This window comes from Stenotrophomonas sp. GSD10, assembly GCF_056172695.1.
Genome location: NZ_JAOCMC010000002.1, coordinates 2547099 through 2571692, shown reverse-complemented (window position 1 = coordinate 2571692; position 24594 = coordinate 2547099). Strand labels below are relative to the sequence as shown.

Genomic DNA, 24594 nt, shown 5'->3' with positions numbered 1-24594 from the left:
GCCTGCACGGGCCCGGCCACTAGGCTGGGCCTCCCGCACCGTGAGGAGTATGTCCCGATGTCCGTCCCCACCATTGCCGTGCTCGTCGGCAGCCTGCGCAAGGACTCCTGCAACCGCAAGCTGGCCCATGCGCTGGAGAAGATCGCCGGTGACCGCGCGCGCTTCCAGTACGTGCAGATCGGCGACCTGCCGCTGTACGACCAGGATTTCGATGGCCACTATCCGCCGCAGGGCACCCGGTTGAAGGATCAGGTGCGCGCGGCCGATGCGGTGCTGTTCGTCACACCCGAGTACAACCGCTCGGTGCCGGGGGTGCTGAAGAACGCCATCGATATCGGCTCGCGCCCGTATGGTGACAGTGCCTTCGCCGGCAAACCGGCGGCGGTGATCGGCGCCTCGATCGGCCAGATCGGCACCGCCGTGGCCCAGCAGCACCTGCGCAACAGCCTGGCCTTCCTGGACATGCACGTGCTCGGCCAGCCGGAGGCGTTCATCCACTTCAAGGACGGCCTGATCGATGCCGACGGCACGATCCACAACGAAGGTACGCAGAAGTTCCTGCAGGGCTACGTGGACCGGTTCCTGGCGCTGATTGCGGTGCACGTGAAGGGCGATTGAGGCCGATGGGGTCAGAGCCCTCTGCTTCGCAGAGGGATCCGACCCCTGCCACGCCCGGGGTCGGACCCCGGCGCGCAGCGGCGGGCTCTGACCCCACATCCCCCTGCGCGCGTCTGCACGGGCTCCGACCCGGGCCGCCTGATCTGCGATAATGCTCCGCTCGGGTGCCGCAACGGCGCCCATCGCAGGTATTGCGACGCCCCCACGCCAGAATGGCCAGGCACCGGCGGATATCCCCCGTTCTTCCACGGCTTATCCACAGGCTTGTCCATGGCTGCCGGGGTCGGCGCATGCCTACACTGGCCCGGCCCACTTTCGCAGGAAACACCGCAGCATGTCCGCTCGTTCCGGCTTCCGTTCCAACCGCAGAGAGCGCGGTGATGGCTTTGATCGTGATCGCGACGAGTCGCGCATCGATCAGTTGCGGGTGCCCCCGCATTCGGTGGAAGCCGAGCAGGCGGTGCTCGGTGGCCTGATGCTGGCGCCGGAAGCCTATGACCGGGTCAACGACCAGCTGACCGAAGGCGATTTCTATCGCCGTGACCATCAGATGATCTATCGGGCGATCCGCGAGTTGTCCGAGCGCGAGCGGCCCTTCGATGCGGTGACCCTGGGCGAGTGGTTCGAATCGCAGGGCAAGCTGGAACTGGTCGGCGATGGCGCCTACCTGGTCGAACTGGCCAGCACCACGCCGTCGGCGGCCAACATCGTGGCCTACGCCGAGATCGTGCGCGACAAGGCGGTGCTGCGGCAGCTGATCCAGGTTGGTACCGACATCGTCAATGATGGCTTCCAGCCCGAAGGCCGTGACAGCAGCGAGCTGCTGTCGGCGGCGGAAAAGAGCGTGTTCGCCATCGCCGAACAGGGCGCACGTGGCCGCACCGACTTCGTGGCCATGCCCGGCGCGCTGAAGGACGCCTTCGAGGAACTGCGCAACCGCTTCGAGAACGGCGGCAACATCACCGGCCTGCCGACCGGCTACAACGACTTTGATGCGATGACCGCCGGCCTGCAGCCGACCGACCTGATCATCCTGGCCGCGCGCCCGGCGATGGGCAAGACCACCTTTGCACTGAACATCGCCGAGTACGCGGCGATCAAGTCGAAGAAGGGCGTGGCGGTCTTCTCGATGGAAATGTCAGCCTCGCAGCTGGCGATGCGCCTGATTTCCTCCAACGGCCGCATCAACGCGCAGCGCCTGCGTACCGGCCAGCTGGAAGACGAGGACTGGAGCCGCGTCACCAGCGCGATCAAGATGCTGAAGGAAACCAAGATCTTCATCGACGACACGCCGGGCGTGTCGCCGGAGGTGCTGCGTTCCAAGTGCCGCCGGCTCAAGCGCGAGCACGACCTGGGCCTGATCGTGATCGACTACCTGCAGCTGATGAGCGTGCCGGGTAACAGCGAGAACCGCGCGACCGAAATCTCGGAGATCTCGCGTTCGCTCAAGGGCCTGGCCAAGGAACTGAACGTGCCGGTGATCGCGCTGTCCCAGCTCAACCGCTCGCTGGAAACGCGTACCGACAAGCGCCCGGTGATGGCCGACCTTCGTGAATCGGGCGCAATCGAGCAGGACGCGGACATGATCGTGTTCATCTACCGCGACGACTACTACAACAAGGAAAACTCGCCGGACAAGGGCCTGGCCGAGATCATCATCGGCAAGCACCGTGGTGGCCCGACCGGCTCGTGCAAGCTGAAGTTCTTCGGCGAGTACACCCGCTTCGACAACCTGGCCCACGACTCGGTCGGCTCGTTCGAATAGCCGTAGGGCCGGCCGCTGGCCGGCCCCCTGGCCGGCAAACCATTCGAAACACCGAACGTGCGTACGTGGCGTGTAAATGACATGTAACGCGACGCTTCTACGATTCCGCCGCTGCTGCCCTTCGACGCCGCCCTTCGGCGTCCAGCGTGCCCAAGGAATCCGCCTTCATGCCGTCCCACGCTCCGCTCCGCCGCAATCTGCTGGCTCTGCTGGTCTGTGCATCGCTGCCATCGCTGGCTGCTGCCGAAACCGCCCCCGCCACCGACGTGCAGTCGGCCACCACGCTCGATTCGGTCTCGGTGATCGGCCGCGGCGAAGCGCGCCAGGTGCAGCGCGTGACCGCCGAGGACCTGAAGGTGCTGCCGCCCGGCGCCAACCCGTTGAAGCTGCTGGCGACCAAGCCGGGCGTGCATTTTGAATCGGCCGATGCCACCGGTGCGTATGAGTGGTCCACCACCATCAGCCTGCGCGGCTTCAACCAGAACCGCCTGGGTTACACGCTCGATGGCATCCCGCTGGGCAACATGGCCTACGGCAACAGCAACGGCCTGCATATCAGCCGTGCGGTGATCAGCGAGAACCTGGGCGGTGCCGAAGTGTCCACCGGCATCGGCGCGCTGGGGACGCCGTCCACCAGCAACCTGGGCGGCGTGTTCCAGTTCTATTCGATCGACCCGTCCACCGAGTACGGCGTGGTGCTGGCGCAGGGCTTTGGCAGCGACAGCGCACGCCGCAGCTACGCGCGCCTGGACACCGGTGAACACCAGGGCTTTGCCGCCTACCTGTCCGGCGCCTACTCTGAAGGCGACAAGTGGAAAGGCAAGGGGTCGCAGGAGCTGAAGCAGTTCAACGGCAAGGCCACCTACAACTTCGGCACCGACAGCAGGATCACCGCGCTGTTCAATGCATCGCGCCGCGTCGAGGCCGATTACCAGGACCTGTCGCTGGAGATGATCGATCGCCTCGGTTGGGACTGGGACAACTACGCGCCGGACTGGGATCGCGCCGTCGCCGCCGCGCGCGGCACGTTCAGCGGCGGCGTCAACAGCCCGTGGGATGCGTACTACTCCGGCCACGGCCTGCGCAACGACGACCTGTCCAGCATCGCCGGCGATTTCGGCCTGAACGAGTCGATGCGACTGAAGGTCAACGTCTACAACCACAGCAACCGTGGCCAGGGCCACTGGTTCAGTCCGTCCAATCCGTCCAACCCGGGCACCAGCCGCGAGATCCCGATCTCGATCCGCACCACCGAATACGCAATCGACCGCACCGGCGTGACTTCGGCATTCACCTGGAACGTGGCGGGCCACGAACTGGAAGCGGGCCTGTGGTACGAAGACAACGGCCACAGCGTGCAGCGCAACTTCTACTACATCGACGGCCCGATCACCGACGATTTCTTCCTGCGCAATCCCGACCAGAGCGTGTGGCACCAGCGCTATACCACCATCACCCGCCAGTTCTACGTGCAGGACCGCTTCCGCCTGTTCGATGACCGCCTGACGATCGACATCGGTGCAAAGTCGCCGAACACCCGCACCCGCGTGCGTACACCGCTGGGCAGCTATGCCAACAACAGCAGCCTGACCTCGAAGAAGGGCTTCCTGCCGCAGGCCGGCTTCAACTTCAAGCTCAACGAAGGCAACGAGATCTTCGGTTCGTTCGCCAAGAACATCGCCGCCTATGCGCTGGGCGTGGGCAGCCCGTTCAACGTGCCGCAGGCGGCCTTCGATGCCAGCGCGCAGAACCTGAAGCCGGAACAGTCGCGCACCCTCGAGCTGGGCTGGCGCGGCTACGGCCAGGGCTATGAAGCCTCGGTGGCGGTGTACGACGTCAAGTTCGACAACCGCCTGCTGGCCATCGCGCAGTGCGTGGGCATCCTCGGTTGCCCGGCGCTGTTCTCCAACGTCGGTTCGGTGACCAGCCGCGGCGCCGAGGCGACCCTGCAGCTGAAGCCGATGCAGGACCTGACCTGGTCCAACGCGCTGTCCTGGAATGACAGCACATACGACAACGACTACGTGAACAACGGCGTGGTGCCGACCCGTGGCAAGAAGACCGTCGACACCCCGGAGTGGATGTTCGCCAGCACCCTGGCCTGGACCCCGGGTCCGTGGGACCTGCGCCTGGCCGCCAACCACGTCGGCAAGCGCTATGTGACCTACACCAATGACGTGTCGGTGCCGAGCTACTGGCTGGTCAACGCCTCGGTGGCCTATGACTTCGGCAAGCTCGGCCCGGCGCAGAACCTGACCGTGGCGCTGAACCTGACCAACCTGACCGACAAGCGCTACCTGTCTTCGATCAACACCAATGGCACCTACGCCGCCGACCCGACCCGCAGCCTGGCGACCATGCAGGTCGGTGCGCCGCGGCAGGTGATGGCCACCGCCACCGTGCGCTTCTGATGCGAGGCCCTGTCGATCCGGAGGGCCGCCGTCGCTTGCTGCGCATGGCGTGGCAGGGCACGGGGGCGGCGATCGCACTGGCGGCGATGCCGGGGCTGGCCACGGCCGGTCCGCGGCCGCGGCTGGGACGTGATCCGTTCACCCTCGGCGTTGCCGCCGGCGATCCGGATCCGCAGGGCGCGGTGTTGTGGACGCGGTTGGCACCGGACCCGCTCAACGGCGGCGGCATGCCGTCGCGAGCGGTACCGGTGCGCTGGTTCGTGGCCGAAGATCCCGGGATGCGCCGGTTGGTGCAGCGTGGCGTTGCAGCGGCGGTGCCCGAGCTCGCCCATTCGGTGCATGTGGAGGTCAACGGCCTGCGCCCCGGTCGCGACTACTATTACCGCTTCGCCTGCGATGGCGATGAGGAAAGTGCGGTCGGCCACTTCCGCACCGCGCCGCAGCTGGAAACGCAGCTGCAGCAGCTGCGGCTGGCGTTGTGCACCTGCCAGGCCTGGAACAGCGGCTACTACCCGGTGCTGCGCGACATCGCGCAGAGCGACGTGGATCTGGTGCTGCATGCGGGCGACTACCTGTACGAGTACAGCCCGCTGCAGAACGCGCGCCGCCAGACGTTGGATGCGGCGCGCTTCAGCGGCGAGACCATCAGCCTGGAGCGCTACCGCGACCAGTACGCGCTGTACAAGCTCGATCCCGATCTGCAGGCCGCGCACGCCGCACACGCGTTCGCGGTGATCTGGGATGACCACGAAGTGCAGAACGATTATTCCGGCATCCACCCGGAAAAGCCCGGCGTCTCGACGGAGGACTTCATCGTCCGCCGCGCCGCCGCCTATCGTGCGTTCTACGAACACCTGCCGATGCGCAGCACGCCAACCGGCAACGGCGGCCTGCGCGTGCACCGGCGCCTGCGCTACGGCGATCTGGCACAGCTGACCCTGCTCGACTGTCGCCAGTTCCGCCCGGCCAATCCGTGTGGGGTGGGCGAATCGCCACGCTGCGAGGCAGCGCTGGACCCGCGCATGAGCATGCTGGGCCTGGGCCAGGAAGCCTGGTTCACCCAGTCGATGGCGGCCGCACGCGGCACGCGCTGGAACGTGGTGGTGCAGCAGCTGCTGATGGCGCAGCTGCGGCTGGACGTCGGCACGCCGCGCGAACGCTTCTGGAACGACGCCTGGGACGGTTACCCGGCCGCACGCAACCGTTTGCTGCAGGCGCTGCAGGCCGGCGGGCAGGGCAACGCCATCGTGCTCGGTGGCGACTGGCATTCCACCTTCGTCAACGACCTGAAGCTGGATTTCGATGCTGCCGGTGCCCCGATCGTGGCCACCGAATTCATTGCCCCGGCGATCAGCAGTGGCGGCGACGATACGCCGTATGGGCCGTACTACGGGCCGTCGATTCCACAGAACCCGCATATCCGTTACTTCGACGGCGACCGCCGTGGCTGGTGGAAGCTGCAGCTGAACCGGCAGACCGTGGATGCCGAACTGCGCTTTGCCGACAGCGTGCTGCATGCCGACGCGGCGGTGCGCACGGCGGCCCGCTTCCAGGTCACCCACGGCCGCCCGGGCGCGGTCCCGGTGTGAATCCGTTCGGTAGTGCCGGCCGCCGGCCGGCAACCGCATGAACCACCGCTTTCATCGCCCCCAGCCGGGTTTCGTCGCAAATCGTTTGCGGGTGGCGGGGCAGGGCGCCAAGGTGTCCGCAGGCGGCAGGGTGCCGCCCCAAGGAGACCGTGATGAAGACCCTGTTTGCGCTCGGCGTGTGGTGCCTGCTGTTCGTGCTGTGCTGGCCGCTGGCGATCCTGGCGCTGATCGCCTGGCCGTTCGTGTGGCTGCTGAGCCTGCCGTTCCGCCTGGTTGGCATCACCTTCTCGGCACTGTTTGCCTTCCTGCGCGCGCTGTTCATGCTGCCGGCGCGCCTGCTCGGTGGCGGCCCGGTGACCGCATGAAGCCGCTTGCCATCATGACGTTGATGCTGCTGATGGCCGCACCGGCGCTGGCCACGCCGCAGCCAGCCGCGGCCTACCTGGAGCGCCAGCACGATGCCGACAAGGCCGAGTTGAAGGCGCCGGAGAAGCCTGCGCAGAAGGAGAACTGCCGGGTGGTGAAGGAGTGGAAGGTTGGCGAGACGGTGATGCAGCACCGGATCTGTGACGACCCGCCGAAGAAGCCGGTCGGGAAGGTGTAGCGCCGAGCTGATGCTTGGCGGCCTTTGCAGGGCGGCCGAGCGTGGGCTCGGCGCTACATCGGCGCAGCCAACAAAAACCCCGCCGAGGCGGGGTTCTTTGTATCCGGGTGATGCCGGCCAGCGGCCGGCACGACCCGCGAACGATCAGTTCGCCTTGTGGATGGCGCGCTTGCTGACCGCCATCGCCGCGTCGTGGATCACTTCCGACAGCGACGGGTGGGCGTGGCAGATACGGGCCAGGTCATCGGCCGAGCCGCTGAACTCCATGGTCAGCACGCCTTCGTGCACCAGCTCGGAGACGTTGGCACCGACCAGGTGCATGCCGAGGATGCGATCGGTTTCGGCGTGGGCCAGGATCTTCACGAAGCCCGCCGGCTCGATCATCGCCACGGCACGGCCGTTGGCGGCGAACGGGAAGCTGCCGGCCTTGTACGGAATGCCTTCGGCCTTCAGCTGCGCTTCGGTCTTGCCGACCCAGGCCAGTTCCGGTTCGGTGTAGATGACCCACGGGATGGTGTCGAAGTTGACGTGGCCCGGCAGGCCGGCGATCAGCTCAGCCACCGCGATGCCTTCCTCGAAGCCCTTGTGCGCCAGCATCGGGCCGCGCACGCAGTCGCCGACCGCCCACACGCCGTTGACGCCGGTGTGGCAGTGCGCGTCGACTTCGATCTGGCCACGCTCGTTGATCTTGACGCCGGTGCCTTCGGCCAGCAGGCCCTTGGTGGCGGCGCGACGGCCGACGGCCACCAGCAGCTTGTCCACGGTCAGGGTCTTTTCGCCTTCGCTGTCGGTGTAGGTGACAACGACTTCCTTCTTCTTGCCCTTGCCGGTGATCTCGGTCTTGGAGACCTTGGCACCGAGGCGGATGTCCAGGCCCTGCTTCTTGAATTCCTTGGCAGCGGTCTTGGCCACTTCGGCATCGGCCACGGCCAGGAACTCCGGCAGAGCTTCCAGGATGGTGACTTCAGCGCCCAGGCGCTTCCACACGCTGCCCAGTTCCAGGCCGATCACGCCGGCGCCGATCACCGCCAGGCGGTTCGGCACTTCGGTGAAGTCCAGGCCGCCGACGTTGTCGACGATGGTCTCGCCGTCGAACTTGGCGAACGGCAGTTCGATCGAATCCGAACCGGCGGCGATGATCACGTTGGTGCCCTTCAGCTCGACGATCGAGCCGTCATGCTGGGTGACCTTGACCACGTTGCCCGGCTGCAGTTCGCCGAAGCCGTAGTAGGCGGCGACCTTGTTGGCCTTGAACAGCATGCCGATGCCGCCGGTGAACTGCTTGACGATCTTGTCCTTGCGGCCAACCATCGCTTCGACGTCGATCTTGGCATCCTTGAAGCTGATGCCGTGGTCGCCAAAGATGTGGCCCATGTTCCAGAACTGGCGCGAGGAATCCAGCAGCGCCTTGGACGGGATGCAGCCCACGCGCAGGCAGGTGCCGCCGAGGGCCGGCTTGCCGTCCTTGCCCAGCGCTGCGTCGATGCAGGCGGTCTTCAGGCCCAGCTGGGCCGCGCGGATGGCAGCGTGGTAACCGGCCGGGCCGGCACCGATGACGACGACGTCGAATTGTTCAGCCATTGAATTATTCCTTGATGCATTACCAGAACCCCTCCGCGCAGGCGCGGAGGGGCGGGAGGTGTCTTACAGGCCGAACAGCATGCGGCCCGGGTTTTCCAGCTGGTTCTTGATGTCCACCAGGAACTGCACCGAGTCCTTGCCGTCGATGATGCGGTGGTCGTACGACAGCGCCAGGTACATCATCGGCGCGATCACGACCTGGCCGTTCTGGGCGATCGGACGCTCCTTGATGGCGTGCATGCCCAGGATGGCGCTCTGCGGCGGGTTGATGATCGGGGTCGACAGCAGCGAACCGAAGGTGCCGCCGTTGGTCACGGTGAAGGTGCCACCCTGCAGTTCGTCCAGGCCCAGCTTGCCGTCACGCGCCTTCTTGGCGTAGTCGGCGATGGTCTTTTCGATGTCGGCGAACGACATGCGCTCGACGTTGCGCAGCACCGGCGTGACCAGGCCCTTCTCGGTCGACACGGCGATCGAGATGTCGGAGTAGCCGTGGTAGATGATGTCGTCGCCGTCGATGGAGGCGTTGACCAGCGGGAAGCGCTGCAGCGCGTTGGCCGCGGCCTTCACGAAGAAGCTCATGAAGCCCAGCTTGATGCCATGGGCCTTGACGAACTCGTCCTGCAGCTCCTTGCGCGCCGCCGAGACCTTGGACAGGTCGACTTCGTTGAAGGTGGTCAGCATCGCGGTGGTGTTCTTCGACTCCATCAGGCGCTCGGCGATGCGCTTGCGGATGCGGGTCATCGGCACGCGCTCTTCCGGGCGTGCACCACCGGCCTTGCCGGCGCCGCCGTTGCGGGCGAAGTTGACGATGTCTTCCTTGGTCACCGCGCCGCGACGGCCGGTGCCGTCAACGTCGGCCGGGTTCACGCCTTCGGTGATGGCGGTGAAGCGGGCGCCCGGCGGCAGCGCGTCGGCGGCCGACTTGGCGGCCGGGGCCGGAGCGGCAGCGGCGGCCGGAGCAGCAGCGGCCGGGGCAGCGGCGGCAGCCGGAGCGGCTTCAGCGGCCGGAGCCGGGGCAGCAGCCACGGCGCCTTCCTCGATGATCGCCACGACCTGGCTGGAGGTCACGGTCGAGCCTTCGGCGAACTTGATTTCCTTGATCACGCCGTCGACCGGCGACGGCACTTCCAGGACGACCTTGTCGGTTTCCAGGTCAAGCAGGTTTTCGTCGCGCTTGACGGCGTCGCCCACCTTCTTGTGCCAGGTGGCGATGGTGCCGTCGGCGACGGATTCGGGCAGTACCGGGGCTTTGACTTCGGTGGCCATGCGGGAGCTTCCTGGTTTGTCTTCTAAATAGGGGAGGATTATTCAGCGAACGTGTCGTTGAACGGGTTGACCAGTGCGTCGGCGACCAGCTGCTGCTGTTCGCGGACGTGGTCAGCCATGTGACCGGCAGCCGGCGAAGCCGAACGTGCGCGACCGGCGTAGTGCAGGTTCTGGCCATCGGCCAGGCAGAACTGCAGGTGGTGGCGGATCTGGTACCACGCACCCTGGTTCTGCGGTTCTTCCTGCGTCCACACCACGTCGGTGGCCTTGCCGTACTTCTTCAGTTCGGCAGCCAGCAGCGCACGCGGGAACGGATACAGCTGTTCCACGCGGATGATCGCCACGTCGTCCTGGCCACGCTTGGTCTGGTCTTCCAGCAGGTCGTAGTAGACCTTGCCCGAGCACAGCACCACGCGCTTGACCTTCTTGGCGTCCGCGTTGGCGTCGCCGATCAGGTGCTGGAACTCGCCGTTGGCCAGTTCGTCCAGGGTCGACACGGCCAGCTTGTGGCGCAGCAGCGACTTCGGCGACATCACCACCAACGGCTTGCGGGTGGTCAGGTGCTGCTGGCGACGCAGCATGTGGAAGGCCTGCGCCGGGGTCGACGGCACCACCACCAGCATGTTCTCCAGCGCGCACAGCTGCAGGAAGCGCTCCAGGCGCGCCGAGCTGTGTTCCGGGCCTTGCCCTTCATAGCCGTGCGGCAGCAGCAGGGTCAGACCGGAAATGCGGCCCCACTTGGCTTCACCGGCGGCGATGAACTGGTCGATGACCACCTGCGCGCCGTTGGCGAAGTCGCCGAACTGGCCTTCCCAGATGCACAGCGTGTTCGGATCGGTGGTGGAGAAGCCGTACTCGTAGGCCATCACCGCTTCTTCGCTCAGCAGCGAATCGATGACGGTGGCCTTCTCCGGCGAATCCACCAGCTGCCGCAGCGGCATGTAGTAGTTGTCGGTCTTCTGGTCGTGCAGGATCGCGTGGCGGTGGGTGAACGTACCGCGGCCGACGTCCTGGCCGACCAGGCGCAGTGCATTGCCTTCGTCGAGCAGGGTGGCGTAGGCCAGGTTCTCGGCAAAGCCCCAGTCGCCCGGGATCTCGCCGGCGGCCATCTTGCGGCGGTCGTCGTAGACCTTGGCCACGCGCGAGTGCAGCTGCACTTCGTCCGGAATGGTGTTGATCAGCTTGGCCAGTTCGACCAGCTTGTTCTTCTCGACCTTGGTCGAGATCGGATCGGACAGCTTGCCTTCCAGCAGCTTGGGCCAATCGACGAACAGCGGGCTGCTCGGGGGTCTTCTCGACCTTGGCCAGCTCGGTGGTCACTTCACCGGCGTCCAGCTTCTCGCGGTAGGCATCGACCATCGCCTTGCCGGCGCCGGCGGCGATCACGCCCGCCTTTTCCAGCTGCTCGGCGTACATTTCGCGGGTGGTCGGGTGCTTGCGGATCACCTGGTACATCAGCGGCTGGGTGATCGCCGGTTCGTCGGCCTCGTTGTGGCCCCAACGGCGGTAGCACATCAGGTCGATGACCACGTCCTTGGCGAACGTCTGGCGGAACTCGAAGGCCAGCTGCGCGGCGAACACCACCGCTTCCGGGTCATCGCCGTTCACGTGCAGCACCGGCGCGGCGATCATCTTGGCCACGTCGGTGGCATAGCGCGTGGAGCGCGTATCCAGCGGGTTGGAGGTGGTGAAGCCGACCTGGTTGTTGACCACGATGTGCACGGTGCCGCCGACGGCGAAGCCGCGGGCCTGCGACATCTGGAACAGCTCCATGACCACGCCCTGGCCGGAGAAGGCCGCGTCGCCGTGGATCAGGATCGGCATGACCTGCTTGCGGGCGGTGTCCTTGCGGCGCTCCTGGCGCGAACGCACGGAACCGGCCACGACCGGGTCGGCGATTTCAAGGTGCGACGGGTTGAACGCCAGCGCCAGGTGCACCGGGCCGCCGTCGGTAGCGACGTCAGCGGAGAAGCCCATGTGGTACTTCACGTCGCCGGCCGACGCGTGCTCGTCGTGCTCGAACTTGCCTTCGAATTCGTCGAACAGCTTGCGCGGGTTCTTGCCCAGGGTGTTGACCAGCACGTTCAGACGGCCGCGGTGGGCCATGCCGACCACCACATCCTTGACGCCATCCTTGCCGGCGCTGCGGATGATGGTGTCCATCATCGGGATCAGCGAGTCGCCGCCTTCCAGCGAGAAGCGCTTCTGGCCGACGTACTTGGTGTGCAGGTAGCGCTCCAGGCCTTCGGCCGCGGTCAGGCGCTCCAGGGTGCGGCGCTGGGTGTCAGCGTCCAGCTGGTAGTTGCCACCGGCCAGTTCCAGCTTCTTGTAGATCCACTGGCGCTGCTCGACCTCGGAGATGTGCATGAACTCCGCACCGATCGAGCCGGTGTAGGTCGCCTTCAGGCGCGCCAGCAGGTCGCGCAGCTTCATGCGCGGCTGGCCACCGACGCCGCCGGTGCTGAACTCGCTGTTGAGGTCGCCATCGGACAGGCTGTGGAACGGCAGGCCCAGGTCCGGGGTGTTGACCGGCTTGGTCAGGCCCAGCGGGTCCAGGCGCGCATCGAGGTGGCCGCGCGAACGGTAGGCGGTGATCAGACGACCGACGTTGCGCTCACGCTCGTCGCCCGCACCGGTGCCGGTGCCGGCTTTCAGCGCATCCTTGGCCGCTTCCGCGATGTGGGAGATGACGGCCGAGTGCGGGATGTCACCTGCTTCACGGCCCTTGAAGCCGTCGAAGTAGGTCTTCCATTTGGGATCGACACTATCCGGGGAGACCAGGTACTGCTCGTACAGGTCCTCGACATAGGAGGCGTTGCCGCCGGCGAGTTGCGAAGATTGCGCAAACTGCTTCAGTAGATTGTCCACGATGGAGGGTGCTGATTCGCTTTGTGGGGTATGGCTTCAGAAGGACCCGGCAGGAACATGAATAGCCCTGCACGGGCGCGTTCAAACAGCCAAATTGTACCCCCATCCGGACACGAAGGGGCAGCAGCGGCGGCATCCCGCGTCCCCCGATGCCGCTTCCAGACAGGTTGGGGCGGCGCTGTCGGCTCAGATGCCGAGCGCGCGAAGTTCGCTGCATTCGCGCGAACGGTCCCAGACACGCTGCAATTGCTGTTCGAACGGCTGCGAACGTGCCGGCAGCGCGATACCGGCCTCGCCGTCGAGGCGATGCCCGATCAGACGAAAGTAGAAGTCGCCGGCATCGTTGAGCAGGCAGGCCGAGGCCAGCGCACGGTCGACCGGGTCTGTCACCTCGCGGAACTGGATCACGCTGGGCAGGCGCTGGGCCAGCGCCAGCAGCGGTGCCCCTGCGGCGGCGATGGCGGCAGCGTCGTGCACGATCACCCGCAGCTGCTTGTCGTGGCGGGCGGTGGCGAAGCGGCGCAGGGCGGCCTGTACCGGTGGCGCGTCCAGCAGGCCCGGGTCCAGCTGGCGGCTGTGCAGCCACAGCTGGCGGCGGGCACGGTGGAGGATGGCGGTGGTGATGGCCAGCGCCTCGGCGCGGCTGTCGATGGCGCTGGCCACACCCAGCCGGCGGCGCATCTGCTGGTGGCCGATGCCGGCTTCCTCGAACACCTCACCTTCGGACAGGAAGCCCTGGCGGGCGTAGAAGTCGCGGGCCGGCAGCTGGGCGTGCAGATGCAGTTCGGCCAGGCCGAGCCGGCGCCCGGCTTCGACCAACGCCTCCAGCAGGGCTTCACCGACGCCCTGGCTGCGGTGGCTGGCCAGCACCGCCATGCGGCCGATCCGGCCATCCGGCGCCAGGCGCCCGGTGCCGACCGGCTGGCCGTCGGCGCCCAGGGCCAGCACATGGGCGCTGACCGGGTCCAGCGCGTCGCGCTCCAGTTCGGCGGCGATGCCTTGTTCCTGCACGAACACCTGCTGCCGCACGCCATGGATGGCGGTGTGGGCGTCGGCGTGGCTGACCTGCTGGACCCGGATCATGGCAGGGCTCAGGCGCGGCCGTCGTTGCTGTCGCCCTGGTCTTCGTCCTCGTCGTCGAAGCTGACGATGACCTCGATGCCGTCGTCATGCACGGTCACTGAGTGGACATCGTCGGACACCGCATCGGCGTCGATCGCATCGACGCGGTCACGGCCTTCGACCACCTCGCCGAGCACCACGGCATCCTCGCCGTCGTCTTCATCTTCGTCTTCGGCCTCGTACATCTCGTTCGGATCGATCAGCTGGAATACGCCCCCGACCAGCAGCTGCTGGACCACCGCGCGACCCTTGTCGGACAGGCCGCGATAGGCGGCGGCGTCGAGCTGCTCGGCACCGGCCAGACGCTGGGCGTCCTTCACCGGCAGCGCGAAGTCCTGGCCGCTGACGTACAGGCTGGCGCCACGCTTGGCCCGGCGCCAGGCCAGCCGGGCCCACGGGTGGCGCTGCAGCAGCAGGCCGGACGCCAGTGCTTCGACCACCTCTTCCTGGGCCGGCGCGGCCTGGTGGGCCATCACTTCGCCGGCGGCGCGGTAGGTGGTGATGAAGCGGCCGAACCAGTCGCCCAGCTTGTCCGGGTCGTTCATGCGGATGGCATTGAGCGCGGTGATCACCCGCGCCATCGCCACTGTGTCGATTTCGTTCGGGTCGGCCGGCACCTTCAGGTCGGCATCCTGGTAGCGGATGTTCTCGTCGGCATCGGCGATCAGGGTGTCCAGGTAGTCGCTGATCAGCTCGGCCGAGGCCGGTGCGCGCATGCCGAAGGAGAAGGTCAGGCAGGGATCTTCGGCGACGCCGTGGTGCGGCACGTTCGGCGGCAGGTACAGCATGTCGCCTGGCGCCAGCACCCAGTCGTGGGTGGGCTTGAACACCTGCAGCAGCTTCAGCTCCACGTCCGGGCGGAAGCCCAGTGGCGGGCGCTTGCCCTTGATCGATTCGCTGGCGTCGATCTGCCAGCGGCGATGGCCCTGGGCCTGCAGCAGGAACACGTCGTACTGGTCGACATGGGCGCCGACCGAGCCGCCGGTGGCGGCAAAGCTGATCATCACATCGTCCATGCGCCAGCGCGGCAGGAAGCGGAAGTGCTCGATCAGGGCGCGAACGTCCTTGTCCCACTTGTCCACATCCTGCACCAGCAGGGTCCAGTCGTGGTCGGGCAGGGCCGGGAAGATGTCTTCCTGGAACGGGCCGCTGCGCACGCGCCAGCTGTCCTGGGCCTTGTTGTGTTCGATCAGGCGCGCCAGCACGCCTTCCTCGCAGGCCAGGCCGGCCAGGTCTTCCGGCTGCACCGGGGTCTGGAAGTTGGGGAAGGCGTTGCGGATCAGCAGCGGGCGCTTCTGCCAGAAATCGCGCAGGAAGGTGGCCGGGGCCATGCCCAGCGGCTGGCCTGGGCGGGCGGTAACTTCGATGAGCGGAGCGGAGGACTTGCGGGCGGCCATGGGGGAATCCTTGCAGCGGAAAGCGGGAGGGGCGGCGTGGCGGGCCGCCAAGGCCTCCATTGTCCGACGTTCGTTGGGATTGCGCACGTGCGGTGGTTTGTCGCGGCGTTCCGGCCAACGGCAGAGCCCCTCGTGGCGGCGGTCTGGGGTTGGTCGCTGAAAGCAAAAGCCGGGTTTGGCCGGTCGGGTGGGCTGCGCGGGGGACGCTGCAAGTACGTCCCTGTAAGCTTGGCCGCCGCATCCATGCGGCGGACACCCCCGCGCAGCCCACCCGACCGGCCCCTGACAGTTTCCTGCGCGGCCCGCCACGGAAGGGAAGAAGATCAACGGCAAAAGCGGGTCGCGCGCTGCGCTCGCTTGTGCATCTGTAGAGCCGAGCCCATGCTCGGCTCTACAAAACCCCCACAAACAAAGAGGGACGCGGCGAAGCCGCGTCCCTCTTTCAAATTCCGTCCCGACACCCCAACGCTCTTCGATCCGTCACCGGAAATCTGTCAGGGGTGGGGCGGGTTGGGTTCGCGGGGGTGTCAGCCGCATGGATGCGGCTGCCAAGCCTCCACGGACGGATTCACGGCGTCCCCCGCGAATCCAACCCGCCCCGCCAAGCGCGGCAAAATCCAGAGCCGCCTTTGACCTTGGCAGTTGCTGTTGCCTTGGCAGTACAAGCCTGCCGCAGGCAGCGCCCGCGGCCGCCGCCGCAAAGGAAACCCCTTAGATCTTCTTCGCCAGCGACTCGGCCAGGCCGGTGTAGCTGCCCGGGGTCATCTCCAGCAGGCGCTGCTTGGCATCGGCCGGCAGCTCCAGCCCCTGCACGAACGCCCGCATCGACTCGGCGGTGATGCCCTGGCCACGGGTCAGTGCCTTCAGCTGCTCGTACGGGTTCGGCAGGCCGTGGCGACGCATCACCGTCTGCACGGCCTCGGCCAGCACTTCCCAGGCTGCGTCCAGATCGGCATCCAGTCGCTGCGGGTTCACTTCCAGCTTGCCCAGGCCCTTGGCCAGCGAATCCAGCGCCACCTGGCTGTGGCCGAACGCGGTGCCCAGTGCACGCAGCACGGTGGAATCGGTCAGGTCACGCTGCCAGCGGCTGATCGGCAGCTTCGCGCTGAAGTGCTCGAACAGCGCATTGGCGATGCCGAAGTTGCCCTCGGCATTCTCGAAATCGATCGGATTGACCTTGTGCGGCATCGTCGACGAGCCGACTTCGCCTTCCTTCAGGCGCTGCTTGAAGTAGCCCAGCGAGATGTAGCCCCAGATGTCACGGGCCAAGTCGATCAGGATGATGTTGGCGCGGCGTGCGGCATCGCCGATCTCGGCGACGTTGTCGTGCGGCTCGATCTGCGTGGTGTACGGGTTGAACACCAGACCCAGCCCGGTCACGAAGCGCTCGGCGAAGGCCGGCCAGTCCACGTCCGGGTAGCTGGCCACGTGTGCGTTGTAGTTGCCCACCGCGCCATTGATCTTGCCAGTCAGTTCGACCGCAGCGATCTGCCTGCGCTGGCGCTCCAGGCGCGCGACGACGTTGGCCAGTTCCTTGCCCAGGGTGGTCGGCGAAGCGGTCTGGCCATGGGTGCGCGACAGCATCGGCTGGCCGGCCTGGGCGTGGGCCAGGCTGCGCAGGCTGGCGGCGATGCCGTCCAGGGTCGGTAGCAGCACTTCGCGGCGGGCCTGTTCCAGCATCAGGCCGTAGCTGAGGTTGTTGATGTCTTCGCTGGTGCAGGCGAAATGCACGAATTCCAGCGCCGGGGCCAGCTCGGCGTCGTCCTTCAGCTGTTCCTTGATGAAGTATTCCACCGCCTTGACGTCATGGTTGGTGGTGCGCTCGATCTCCTTCACGCGCGCGGCCTGGGCCGGGCTGAAGCCGGCGGCCAGCCCGCGCAGGCGGGCGATGGCGCCCTCGGAGAACGGCGCCAGTTCGACGATGCCCGGCTCGGCGGCCAGCGCCAGCAGCCATTCCACCTCGACCACGATGCGGGCCTTGATCAGGCCATATTCGGAGAAGATCGGGCGCAGGGCGTCGACCTTGCCGGCGTAACGGCCATCGAGCGGGGACAGGGCGAGCAGGGCGGAATCGGACATGTCGGCAGGGCTGGGGCGAGCGGCGGGGCCGATATTCTACGACGTGCCGGTGAGGTCGTGCCGGCCGTTGGCCGGCAATCACGCCCGGCCCGCGATTCCATGGATTGCCGGCCAGCGACCGGCACGTCCCCCGTGCGCGCACAACGGCCCTGCGGATGAAACGATCTGGCCCGTGCTCGTCATCCCGCACTGCAGGCAAGGGAGTATCGTGGGCGCAGCCGCCAGCCCGGGAAGCGACACCCTGCCAGCCGCCGCTTCCCTTTCCCCAACTGAAGTAGTGCGGAGTCGATGCAATGAGCAAAGCTGCAAGCAAGGGTGGAACCACCGGGTTCCGGATCGAACACGACAGCATGGGCGAGCTGCAGGTGCCTGCCGATGCCCTGTGGGGCGCGCAGACCCAGCGTGCCGTGCAGAATTTCCCGGTTTCGGGCCAGCGCATGCCGCGCGGTTTCATTCGTGCGCTGGGCCTGGTCAAGGGCGCCGCCGCCGGCGTCAATGCCGAGCTGGGCCACCTGCCCAAGACCGTGGCCAAGGCCATCCAGACCTCCGCCGCCGAAGTGGCTGCCGGTGACTGGGACGCGCATTTCCCGATCGACGTCTACCAGACCGGCTCGGGCACGTCGTCGAACATGAATGCCAACGAGGTCATCGCCACCCTGGCCAACCGCGCCGGCAAGGCCGGCAAGACCGCCGTGCACCCCAACGATCACGTCAACCAGGGGCAGAGCTCCAATGACGTGATCCCCACCGCGCTGCGCGTGTCGGCGGTGCTGGCCACTCACGAACAGCTGCTGCCGGCGCTGGTGCACCTGCGCAAGACCCTGGACAAGAAGGGCCGCAGCCTGCGCAAGGTGGTCAAGACCGGCCGCACCCACCTGATGGATGCGATGCCGCTGACCTTCGAGCAGGAGTTCGGTGCGTGGTCGGCACAGCTGGCCTCGGCGCAGGAGCGCATCGAGGACAGCCTCAAGCGCGTGCGTCGGCTGCCGCTGGGCGGCACCGCCATCGGCACCGGCATCAACGCCGACCCGCGTTTCGGCGCGCAGGTGGCCAAGGCGTTGAAGCAGCAGACCGGTTTCAAGTTCGACAGCGCCGAGAACAAGTTCGAAGGCCTGGCCGCACAGGACGACGCGGTGGAACTGTCCGGCCAGCTCAACGCGTTGGCGGTGGCGCTGATCAAGATCGCCAATGACCTGCGCTGGATGAACGCCGGTCCGCTGGCCGGGCTGGGCGAGATTGAACTGCCGGCGCTGCAGCCGGGCAGCTCGATCATGCCGGGCAAGGTCAATCCGGTGATCCCTGAAGCGACGGTGATGGCTTGCGCGCAGGTGATCGGCCACCACACCGCGATTACCGTGGCCGGGCAGACCGGCAACTTCCAGCTCAATGTCACCCTGCCGCTGATTGCGGTGAACCTGCTCGATGGCATCGGCCTGCTGGCCAACGTGTCCACGCTGCTGGCCGACAGTGCCATCGCCGGGTTGAAGGTGCGCGAGGACCGCGTGGCCGAGGCGCTGGCGCGCAACCCGATCCTGGTCACCGCGCTGAACCCGATCATCGGCTACGAGAAGGCCGCGGCGATTGCCAAGCGCGCCTACAAGGAGCAGCGCCCGGTGCTGGATGTGGCGCTGGAAGACAGCGGCCTGGACGAGGCCGAGCTGCGTCGCCTGCTGGACCCGACCGCGCTGACCGCTGGCGGCATCCAGGCAGGCGGTGGCGGCGGCGGCGGTTGATCGGCCGGATGTAGAGCCGGGCCCATGCTCGGCTCAGGTTCCAGGCAGCAGTCGAGCAAGCTCGACTCTACCGAAATGAGAAACGCCGCCCTTGGGCGGCGTTTCTGCTTCAGCGACGGTCGGCGACGATGTTGCCGAAGGTGTCGGTGTAATCCTTGAATTCAGGGATGCGCTGGATCAGGTCGGCCGGAATCACGTCCATGCCTTCCGGCGGCTGGATCTTCACCGGCTGCATGTTCGGGTCGGCGGGGGCGGCCACCAGGGTGTTCTGGCGCAGCACCTGCAGCTTGCCGAACATCGTCTGCAGCATCTGCTTCTGGCCGTCATCCAGCGGGATCTGGATCTCGTCCACCTTCATCGTGCCATCGCCGAGGATGATGATGTTCGGCGCCGGCGGGCGACGCACGGTCACCATGCCTTCGCTGACGGAGATCTTGGGCTTGCCGCGCTCGGCGCGGTGGTTTCGGTAATCCTTGTCACAGCCGGCCAGGCCCAGGCAGAGCAGGGCGGCCAGCAGCAGGAACAGCTTCTTCATGGCGTCGGTTCGGGGGCGTCCGGGGCTGCCATTGTAAGCGGGTCGGCGCAGTACGGCCGGCTTTGGCAGCCCGCCCCTGGCAGGGTGCGCTGAAATGTCTCAGTCGTCGAACGGGATCGAGAGCGAGCCGTCGCCCCTGCCGCAGGTGGCAACGTCATTCTGTGTCATCGTCGCGTAGGCCTTGAAGGCCGGGATGTCGCGTGCCAGGGCCTGCTGGCTGGCCAGCAGCGCCGGCATGCGCGCACAGATGCGTTTGAGCTTCTCTTCGAGCCGGTCGTACTCACCGCCGACCTGTTTGCGGACATCACCGCCGCTGCCGAGCAGGCCCTTCAATGTGGCGTCGGCGGCATTGGCGTAGGTCTGATCCGCGTCCAGGCGGTCGGAGGCACTGGCGATCAGCAGGCTGCGATGATCCAGCAGCTGGCGGCGCTGTGCCGCATCGGTGGGGATCGGCCTGCCGTCGATCAACAGCTGGCCGTCGGCGGTGATTTCCGCGCGCGGCTGCCCCTTGGCGTGGAGCGCGGTGTTGTCCCGGACGAGGTTCCTGCGGGCTTCATCGGTGGCGTCCCTGACCTTCTGGCCAAGGCCGCCGGAGATCTCGGCCGCACGCGTGCCCAGGCCTTTGCCGGCGCTGTCGGCGCTGCCGTTGCAGGCCAGCAGTGGCAGACACAGCAGGGTGGCCAGCAGCAGCGGCTTGATCATGGCTTCGGTTCGTCGGCGTCCGGGGCCGTCATTGTAGGGCCGCCGGCCGGCAGTGCGATGTCACTGCCGGCCGTATGCGCAGACCCGCCAACGGCCTAGCGCAGGACCACGGTGTCCTTGCCGCAGTCGTCCACGTCGCTCTGGTCCATCGTGGCGTAGGGCTTGAACGCAGGCAGTTCGCGGGCCAGGGCCTGCTGGCTGGCCAGCATGGCCGGCAGGCGCTGGCAGATGCGCTTGGCCTGCGCCTCGATCTTGGCGGCCTCGGCGTTGATGCGCTTCTCGACGCCTTCGCTGTCGCCGCTGAAGATGCCCTTCAGCGCTTCGCCGGCCGCGCTGGCACCGAGCTTGGCGCCGGCCAGGCCGACATCCATGCCGTCCATCGCGATGGCGACCACGTGGCCCCGGTAGGCCAGCAGCTGGCGGCGCTGTGCATCGTTGGCCGGAACATCCTTGCCATCGATCAGCAGGTGGCCGTCCGGTGTGATTTCCGCACGCGGTTGTTTGTCGGCAGAGATCTTGATGTTGCCCTGGGCGATGTCGCGGCGGGCGTCGTCCATGGTCTCCTTCACCGTCTGGCTGACGCCGCTGGTGGCGTCGGCCACGCTCTTGCCGACCGAGCTGCCAGGAGTGGAGGCGGGGCCGCCGCAGGCGATCAGCGGCAGACATAACAGGGTGGCGGGCAGCAGGCGCAACAGCTTCATGGCATTCCCCTCGAACCGATTGGAAGGTGGTTACTTGTTGCGCGGCAGGGTGACCTTGCCGCTGACGTTGCGGTGCTCCACATCACCACTGCCGCTGTGGTCGACGGTCAGCGCGCCGCGCACGCCGTCCACGCGGATATCGCCCGAGCCGTGGCTGCGCACGTGCACGCTGCCGCCGATGTCATCCAGATCGACGCCGCCGGAGCCGACCACGCCGACTTCCACATTGCCCTGCACGCGCTTGAACTCGATGTCGCCGGAGCCAACCGTGTCCAGCCGCGCATTGCCGCGCACATCGCTGATCTTCAGGTCGCCCGAGCCCACCGTACCGGTGCTGGCATCGCCGCCGATATTGCGTACGTTGACGTCGCCCGAACCCAGCGACAGCAGGTTCAGCGAGCTGCCGCCATCGATGTCGAGATCACCCGAGCCCACGGCCGCATGGATGCTGCCGCGGGTGCCGCGGGCAATGGCATCGCCGGAACCGACGTCCACGCTCAGCGACTGCGCGTTCTCCACGCTGGCATCGCCGGAGCCGACCTTGAGCTGCAACGGCAGGTTGTCCGGCACGCTGCCACGGATGTCCAGCCAGGCGTAGCTGTTGCCCAGGTTGATGCCGCTGGTGCGGCCTTCGCGGCGCAGGCTCACCACCAGCTTGTCACCGACCCGGCGCTGGTCCAGTACCAGCTGGTCCAGCCATTCCTGGCTGGAGGCGCAGGCCCGGCCGTCCAGCTGGCCACCGCCGGCGCTGGCGACGACCTTCAGGTCATGCTGGTTCACTTCGAAGACCACCGCCTTGGCACCGGCCACGTCCAGCTTCAACGCGCGCGCAGCGGTGAACTTGCAGTTCGGAGCATCGGCGGCCAGCGCCGACAGTGGCAACAGCAACAGCGCAGAACAAGCGAGCAGGGAACGCATGGGTGGTGCCTCCAGAGGGATGGGATCAGATCTCGCCGGCGCGCTTGCGCAGGCGGATGGCGAGGAAGATGAACAGTGCGCCGACGACCGCACCGATCCACAGTTCCGGCATGGCCAGTGACTTCAACTGCGAGGCCGGCGACATCAGGCTGACCACCGAGTCCAGGTCGCGGCGTGCGTTGTCATCGGCGCTGAGGCGGTACAGCAGGTCCATGCCCGGTACGCCGCCCAGCAGCAGGCGGCCGACGATGTTCTGCCAGAACCAGCCGGTGCTCAGGCCAACCAGCGGCATGACCTTGGTGGTGCTGACGATGACGCCGGCAAACAGCGGCAGCATCACCGCCCACAGGAACGGCTTGCTCTTGGCCCAGGCCGAGCACAGCAGCAGCCAGCCGGCAGTCGGCAGTGCCCACAGGGCATAGACCGGAATCCAGGCCAGATGCCCGGCGGCCAGGGTCAGCGGGCTGGCCGGGCCCCAGATCAGGGTCATCGGGCTGCCGCCGTGCATCAGCGCGACGATGCTGATGACCAGCATGAAACCGAACATGGTGATGATGCCGGCCACCACGGCGATCAGCGGCGCCACGATCAGCGCGCTGAGTACCTTGGACAGCACCGTCTGGCTGTCCGACAGCGGCAGCGATTTCCAGAACAGGATGCTGCGGTCGCGGCGGTCGTCATACAGTGCGCCGAGGCAGTAGAAGAACACCACGAAGGCCAGCACCAGGAATGGCCAGGCCGAGCTGAGTACCAGGGTCAGGTCCAGTCCATTGCCGAGGTCGGTCAGGTCCTTGGCGCTGATGTCGCGGGTCAGCAGGGCCAGGTCCAGGCCATTGATGTTCACGTCCTCGCCGTCGATGTGCAGGCCACCATCGCGGGCGGCGCGATGCAGGGCGAACAGGCCGAAGGCGATGCCCACGGTGCTCATCACCAGCGAGATCAGGCCGGCGATCAGCGGGGCATACAGGAAGCCGCCGCGGTTTTCCCAGTATTCGCGCTTGAGCAGCCAGCGCAGGGTGCCCATCGGGCCGACAGGGTGGTTGACGGCATTCATGCGTAGGTCCCCTTCATGATGGCGACGAACAGATCGGCCAGGCCCGGGCTGCGGGTTTCACCGAGGGTGGAAAGCTGGGTGCGCGGCACGCCATCGAACAGCATCACGGTCTTGCCGAACGCCAGGCTGCGCTCGTCGATCGGCTTCAGGGCGCGCGCCGTTTCCAGCTGGTCGGCGTTCACCAGCAGCTCGGTATAGCGCTGGCCGACGTCGTCCATTTCCGCATCCAGCACGATGCGGCCATCGCGGATGAACATCACATCGCTGAGGATGTGCTCGATCTCTTCCACCTGGTGGGTGGTGACGATGATGGTCTTCTGTTCGTCGAAGTAGTCTTCCAGCAGGCGCTGGTAGAACTCCTTGCGGTAAAGGATGTCCAGGCCCAGGGTGGGTTCGTCCAGCACCAGGATGCGGGCATCGATGGCCATCACCAGCGCCAGGTGCAGCTGCACGATCATGCCCTTGGACAGTTCGCGCACGCGCTGCCTGGGCTGAAGCTTGGTGTTGGCCAGGAAGCGCTCGCAACGGGCGCGGTCGAAGCGCGGATGCACGCCGGCGACGAAATCGATCGCCTCGCGTACCTTCAACCAGCGCGGCAGCACGGCAACATCGGCGATGAAGCAGATGTCCTTCATCAGCTCATCGCGGTGCAGGCGCGGGTCGCGTCCGAGCACGCTCAACTCGCCTTCCACCGAGGTCAGGCCGAGGATGGCCTTCAACGCGGTGGTCTTGCCGGCACCGTTGGGGCCGATCAGGCCGACGATGCGCCCGCTCGGAATGCTGAAACTGGCATTGTCGAGCGCGACCGTGGTCTTGTAGGCCTTGCGCAGGCCTCGGGCGGTGATCACCGATTCACTTGCGGAGCTATTCATCAGACATTCCCCTGGGGCAGCAATTCGTCGAGGCTCAGGCCCAGGCGCTGGATGCGTTCCAGTACGGCCGGCCACTCTTCGTTGAGAAAGCGGTCGCGCTCGGTACTGCGCAGCTGCGTGGCCGCCTGCTCGGTCATGAACATGCCCAGGCCGCGGCGCTTTTCCACCAGGCCTTCATCGGCCAGTTCCTGGTAAGCGCGCGAAACGGTGATGGGGTTGAGTTGATAGTCGGCGGCGACCTGGCGCACCGAGGGCAGGGCGTCGCCCGGCTTGAGGATTCCGTCGAGCATCATGGCGATCACGCGCTCCTTCAACTGACGGTAGATCGGAGCGCCGTCGCTCCACTGGATGTCGCTCATGTTCAGCTCCGTGGGGTCAGCGGCTGTGCGAACGAGAAATACGGCATGGACAGGGAGCTGTGCAGCCGACGCGGGGAGGGGGAGGGGGTGGCAGTCCCTGTCGGTGAAACGGTCGCGTCCTGCGCACTGTCGGCCGAGGCCGGGGGGCGGGCATGGCCAGCCAGGCCAGCACCAGCAGCGTCGAAACGGCCGTGACCGCGGGTGCGGTGAGAGTGCGACGAATCCGAGCGTTCATGGCTTCCCCCTGTCTCAGGTGACTGGTGTTGTATGCAACTATAACACCGGCACGCCGCCGTGCAAGCCCTTGCCGGACCCAACTGATGGCACGGGGGGCATATGACCGAAATATTCATTCAACTCATTGTTTTTCAACGGAAATAAGAATTACGCAGGCGGCGCTCAGGACCGTCCTTGCATTCA

Annotated in this window: 19 protein-coding genes and 2 pseudogenes; 7 read left to right on the top strand and 14 right to left on the bottom strand. The window is 66.7% G+C overall.

Going from position 1 to position 24594, the window contains the following annotated elements; all coding sequences use genetic code 11:
• Positions 1 to 57 precede the first annotated feature (57 nt).
• From N4G47_RS12070 to N4G47_RS12045, 6 genes are all read left to right on the top strand, one after another.
• Positions 58 to 618, top strand: coding sequence for an NADPH-dependent FMN reductase (locus tag N4G47_RS12070; RefSeq protein ID WP_057498263.1), 561 nt, complete (start codon positions 58 to 60; stop codon positions 616 to 618).
• Between the two features lie 334 nt (positions 619 to 952).
• A complete protein-coding gene (locus N4G47_RS12065) occupies positions 953 to 2383 on the top strand; it encodes a replicative DNA helicase (protein ID WP_057498262.1) in 1431 nt (476 codons plus the stop codon).
• A 167-nt stretch (positions 2384 to 2550) separates the two neighbouring features.
• Positions 2551 to 4794: a TonB-dependent receptor family protein gene (locus N4G47_RS12060; RefSeq protein ID WP_475287386.1), complete on the top strand. Its 2244-nt coding sequence runs from the start codon at positions 2551 to 2553 to the stop codon at positions 4792 to 4794.
• Positions 4794 to 6383, top strand: a complete 1590-nt coding sequence (locus N4G47_RS12055; protein WP_475287384.1) for an alkaline phosphatase D family protein — start codon at positions 4794 to 4796, stop codon at positions 6381 to 6383. The genes N4G47_RS12060 and N4G47_RS12055 overlap by 1 nt, the downstream gene beginning before the upstream one ends.
• A 152-nt stretch (positions 6384 to 6535) precedes the next feature.
• Positions 6536 to 6748 (top strand): hypothetical protein, encoded by a 213-nt coding sequence (locus N4G47_RS12050; RefSeq protein ID WP_107230906.1) that lies wholly within the window; start codon positions 6536 to 6538, stop codon positions 6746 to 6748.
• On the top strand, positions 6745 to 6987 hold the full coding sequence (locus N4G47_RS12045; RefSeq protein ID WP_475287381.1) for a hypothetical protein: 243 nt from the start codon (positions 6745 to 6747) through the stop codon (positions 6985 to 6987). Before N4G47_RS12050 ends, N4G47_RS12045 begins: the two co-directional genes overlap by 4 nt.
• Positions 6988 to 7131: 144 nt before the next feature.
• Here N4G47_RS12045 and lpdA read toward each other — a convergent pair whose 3' ends face one another.
• From lpdA to purB, 6 genes and pseudogenes are all read right to left on the bottom strand, one after another.
• On the bottom strand, positions 7132 to 8568 hold the full coding sequence (gene lpdA, locus N4G47_RS12040) for a dihydrolipoyl dehydrogenase (RefSeq protein ID WP_008264626.1): 1437 nt from the start codon (positions 8566 to 8568) through the stop codon (positions 7132 to 7134).
• Between the two features lie 63 nt (positions 8569 to 8631).
• Positions 8632 to 9834 carry a dihydrolipoyllysine-residue succinyltransferase gene (gene sucB, locus N4G47_RS12035; protein WP_475287379.1) on the bottom strand — a complete coding sequence of 401 codons (1203 nt, stop codon included), beginning with the start codon at positions 9832 to 9834 and terminating at the stop codon, positions 8632 to 8634.
• A 38-nt stretch (positions 9835 to 9872) separates the two neighbouring features.
• Positions 9873 to 12702, bottom strand: a pseudogene (locus tag N4G47_RS12030) (2-oxoglutarate dehydrogenase E1 component).
• Positions 12703 to 12888: 186 nt separating this feature from the next.
• Entirely contained in the window at positions 12889 to 13785 is an 897-nt protein-coding gene (locus N4G47_RS12025) for a GNAT family N-acetyltransferase (RefSeq protein WP_475287377.1), read from the bottom strand.
• Between the two features lie 8 nt (positions 13786 to 13793).
• Complete coding sequence (locus N4G47_RS12020; RefSeq protein WP_475287376.1) at positions 13794 to 15221, bottom strand: ribosomal protein uL16 3-hydroxylase; 1428 nt, start codon at positions 15219 to 15221, stop codon at positions 13794 to 13796.
• A gap of 711 nt (positions 15222 to 15932) precedes the next feature.
• Positions 15933 to 17300 (bottom strand): adenylosuccinate lyase, encoded by a 1368-nt coding sequence (gene purB / locus N4G47_RS12015; protein WP_475287374.1) that lies wholly within the window; start codon positions 17298 to 17300, stop codon positions 15933 to 15935.
• Positions 17301 to 17593: 293 nt separating this feature from the next.
• On the opposite strand from purB, the gene N4G47_RS12010 reads away from it, so the two are divergent.
• A complete protein-coding gene (locus N4G47_RS12010) occupies positions 17594 to 19033 on the top strand; it encodes a class II fumarate hydratase (RefSeq protein WP_475287372.1) in 1440 nt (479 codons plus the stop codon).
• A 109-nt stretch (positions 19034 to 19142) separates the two neighbouring features.
• Here N4G47_RS12010 and N4G47_RS12005 read toward each other — a convergent pair whose 3' ends face one another.
• From N4G47_RS12005 to N4G47_RS11970, 8 genes and pseudogenes are all read right to left on the bottom strand, one after another.
• The gene (locus N4G47_RS12005; RefSeq protein WP_475287370.1) at positions 19143 to 19568 is read right to left on the bottom strand and encodes a hypothetical protein; all 426 of its coding nucleotides are present in this window, start codon (positions 19566 to 19568) and stop codon (positions 19143 to 19145) included.
• A gap of 99 nt (positions 19569 to 19667) precedes the next feature.
• On the bottom strand, positions 19668 to 20270 hold the full coding sequence (locus N4G47_RS12000) for a YggN family protein (protein ID WP_475287368.1): 603 nt from the start codon (positions 20268 to 20270) through the stop codon (positions 19668 to 19670).
• A 95-nt stretch (positions 20271 to 20365) separates the two neighbouring features.
• Positions 20366 to 20971, bottom strand: coding sequence for a YggN family protein (locus tag N4G47_RS11995; RefSeq protein ID WP_475287366.1), 606 nt, complete (start codon positions 20969 to 20971; stop codon positions 20366 to 20368).
• Positions 20972 to 21001: 30 nt separating this feature from the next.
• A complete protein-coding gene (locus N4G47_RS11990; RefSeq protein ID WP_309339957.1) occupies positions 21002 to 21889 on the bottom strand; it encodes a DUF4097 family beta strand repeat-containing protein in 888 nt (295 codons plus the stop codon).
• Between the two features lie 25 nt (positions 21890 to 21914).
• Complete coding sequence (locus N4G47_RS11985) at positions 21915 to 22943, bottom strand: ABC-2 transporter permease (protein ID WP_107232932.1); 1029 nt, start codon at positions 22941 to 22943, stop codon at positions 21915 to 21917.
• The gene (locus N4G47_RS11980) at positions 22940 to 23815 is read right to left on the bottom strand and encodes an ABC transporter ATP-binding protein (protein ID WP_475287364.1); all 876 of its coding nucleotides are present in this window, start codon (positions 23813 to 23815) and stop codon (positions 22940 to 22942) included. The genes N4G47_RS11985 and N4G47_RS11980 overlap by 4 nt, the downstream gene beginning before the upstream one ends.
• The gene (locus tag N4G47_RS11975; RefSeq protein WP_107232934.1) at positions 23815 to 24174 is read right to left on the bottom strand and encodes a GntR family transcriptional regulator; all 360 of its coding nucleotides are present in this window, start codon (positions 24172 to 24174) and stop codon (positions 23815 to 23817) included. The genes N4G47_RS11980 and N4G47_RS11975 overlap by 1 nt, the downstream gene beginning before the upstream one ends.
• A 2-nt stretch (positions 24175 to 24176) precedes the next feature.
• A pseudogene (locus N4G47_RS11970) lies at positions 24177 to 24409 on the bottom strand (hypothetical protein).
• Positions 24410 to 24594: the final 185 nt, after the last annotated feature.

Coding starts and splice junctions, on each gene's coding strand:
- N4G47_RS12005 (WP_475287370.1), bottom strand. CDS start 19,568: ATGAAGAAGCTGTTCCTGCTGCTGGCCGCCCTGCTCTGCCTGGGCCTG.
- N4G47_RS12060 (WP_475287386.1), top strand. CDS start 2,551: ATGCCGTCCCACGCTCCGCTCCGCCGCAATCTGCTGGCTCTGCTGGTC.
- sucB (WP_475287379.1), bottom strand. CDS start 9,834: ATGGCCACCGAAGTCAAAGCCCCGGTACTGCCCGAATCCGTCGCCGAC.
- N4G47_RS12070 (WP_057498263.1), top strand. CDS start 58: ATGTCCGTCCCCACCATTGCCGTGCTCGTCGGCAGCCTGCGCAAGGAC.
- N4G47_RS11985 (WP_107232932.1), bottom strand. CDS start 22,943: ATGAATGCCGTCAACCACCCTGTCGGCCCGATGGGCACCCTGCGCTGG.
- N4G47_RS12025 (WP_475287377.1), bottom strand. CDS start 13,785: ATGATCCGGGTCCAGCAGGTCAGCCACGCCGACGCCCACACCGCCATC.
- N4G47_RS11980 (WP_475287364.1), bottom strand. CDS start 23,815: ATGAATAGCTCCGCAAGTGAATCGGTGATCACCGCCCGAGGCCTGCGC.
- N4G47_RS12050 (WP_107230906.1), top strand. CDS start 6,536: ATGAAGACCCTGTTTGCGCTCGGCGTGTGGTGCCTGCTGTTCGTGCTG.
- lpdA (WP_008264626.1), bottom strand. CDS start 8,568: ATGGCTGAACAATTCGACGTCGTCGTCATCGGTGCCGGCCCGGCCGGT.
- N4G47_RS12045 (WP_475287381.1), top strand. CDS start 6,745: ATGAAGCCGCTTGCCATCATGACGTTGATGCTGCTGATGGCCGCACCG.
- N4G47_RS12020 (WP_475287376.1), bottom strand. CDS start 15,221: ATGGCCGCCCGCAAGTCCTCCGCTCCGCTCATCGAAGTTACCGCCCGC.
- N4G47_RS11995 (WP_475287366.1), bottom strand. CDS start 20,971: ATGAAGCTGTTGCGCCTGCTGCCCGCCACCCTGTTATGTCTGCCGCTG.
- purB (WP_475287374.1), bottom strand. CDS start 17,300: ATGTCCGATTCCGCCCTGCTCGCCCTGTCCCCGCTCGATGGCCGTTAC.
- N4G47_RS12065 (WP_057498262.1), top strand. CDS start 953: ATGTCCGCTCGTTCCGGCTTCCGTTCCAACCGCAGAGAGCGCGGTGAT.
- N4G47_RS12055 (WP_475287384.1), top strand. CDS start 4,794: ATGCGAGGCCCTGTCGATCCGGAGGGCCGCCGTCGCTTGCTGCGCATG.
- N4G47_RS12010 (WP_475287372.1), top strand. CDS start 17,594: ATGAGCAAAGCTGCAAGCAAGGGTGGAACCACCGGGTTCCGGATCGAA.
- N4G47_RS12000 (WP_475287368.1), bottom strand. CDS start 20,270: ATGATCAAGCCGCTGCTGCTGGCCACCCTGCTGTGTCTGCCACTGCTG.
- N4G47_RS11990 (WP_309339957.1), bottom strand. CDS start 21,889: ATGCGTTCCCTGCTCGCTTGTTCTGCGCTGTTGCTGTTGCCACTGTCG.
- N4G47_RS11975 (WP_107232934.1), bottom strand. CDS start 24,174: ATGAGCGACATCCAGTGGAGCGACGGCGCTCCGATCTACCGTCAGTTG.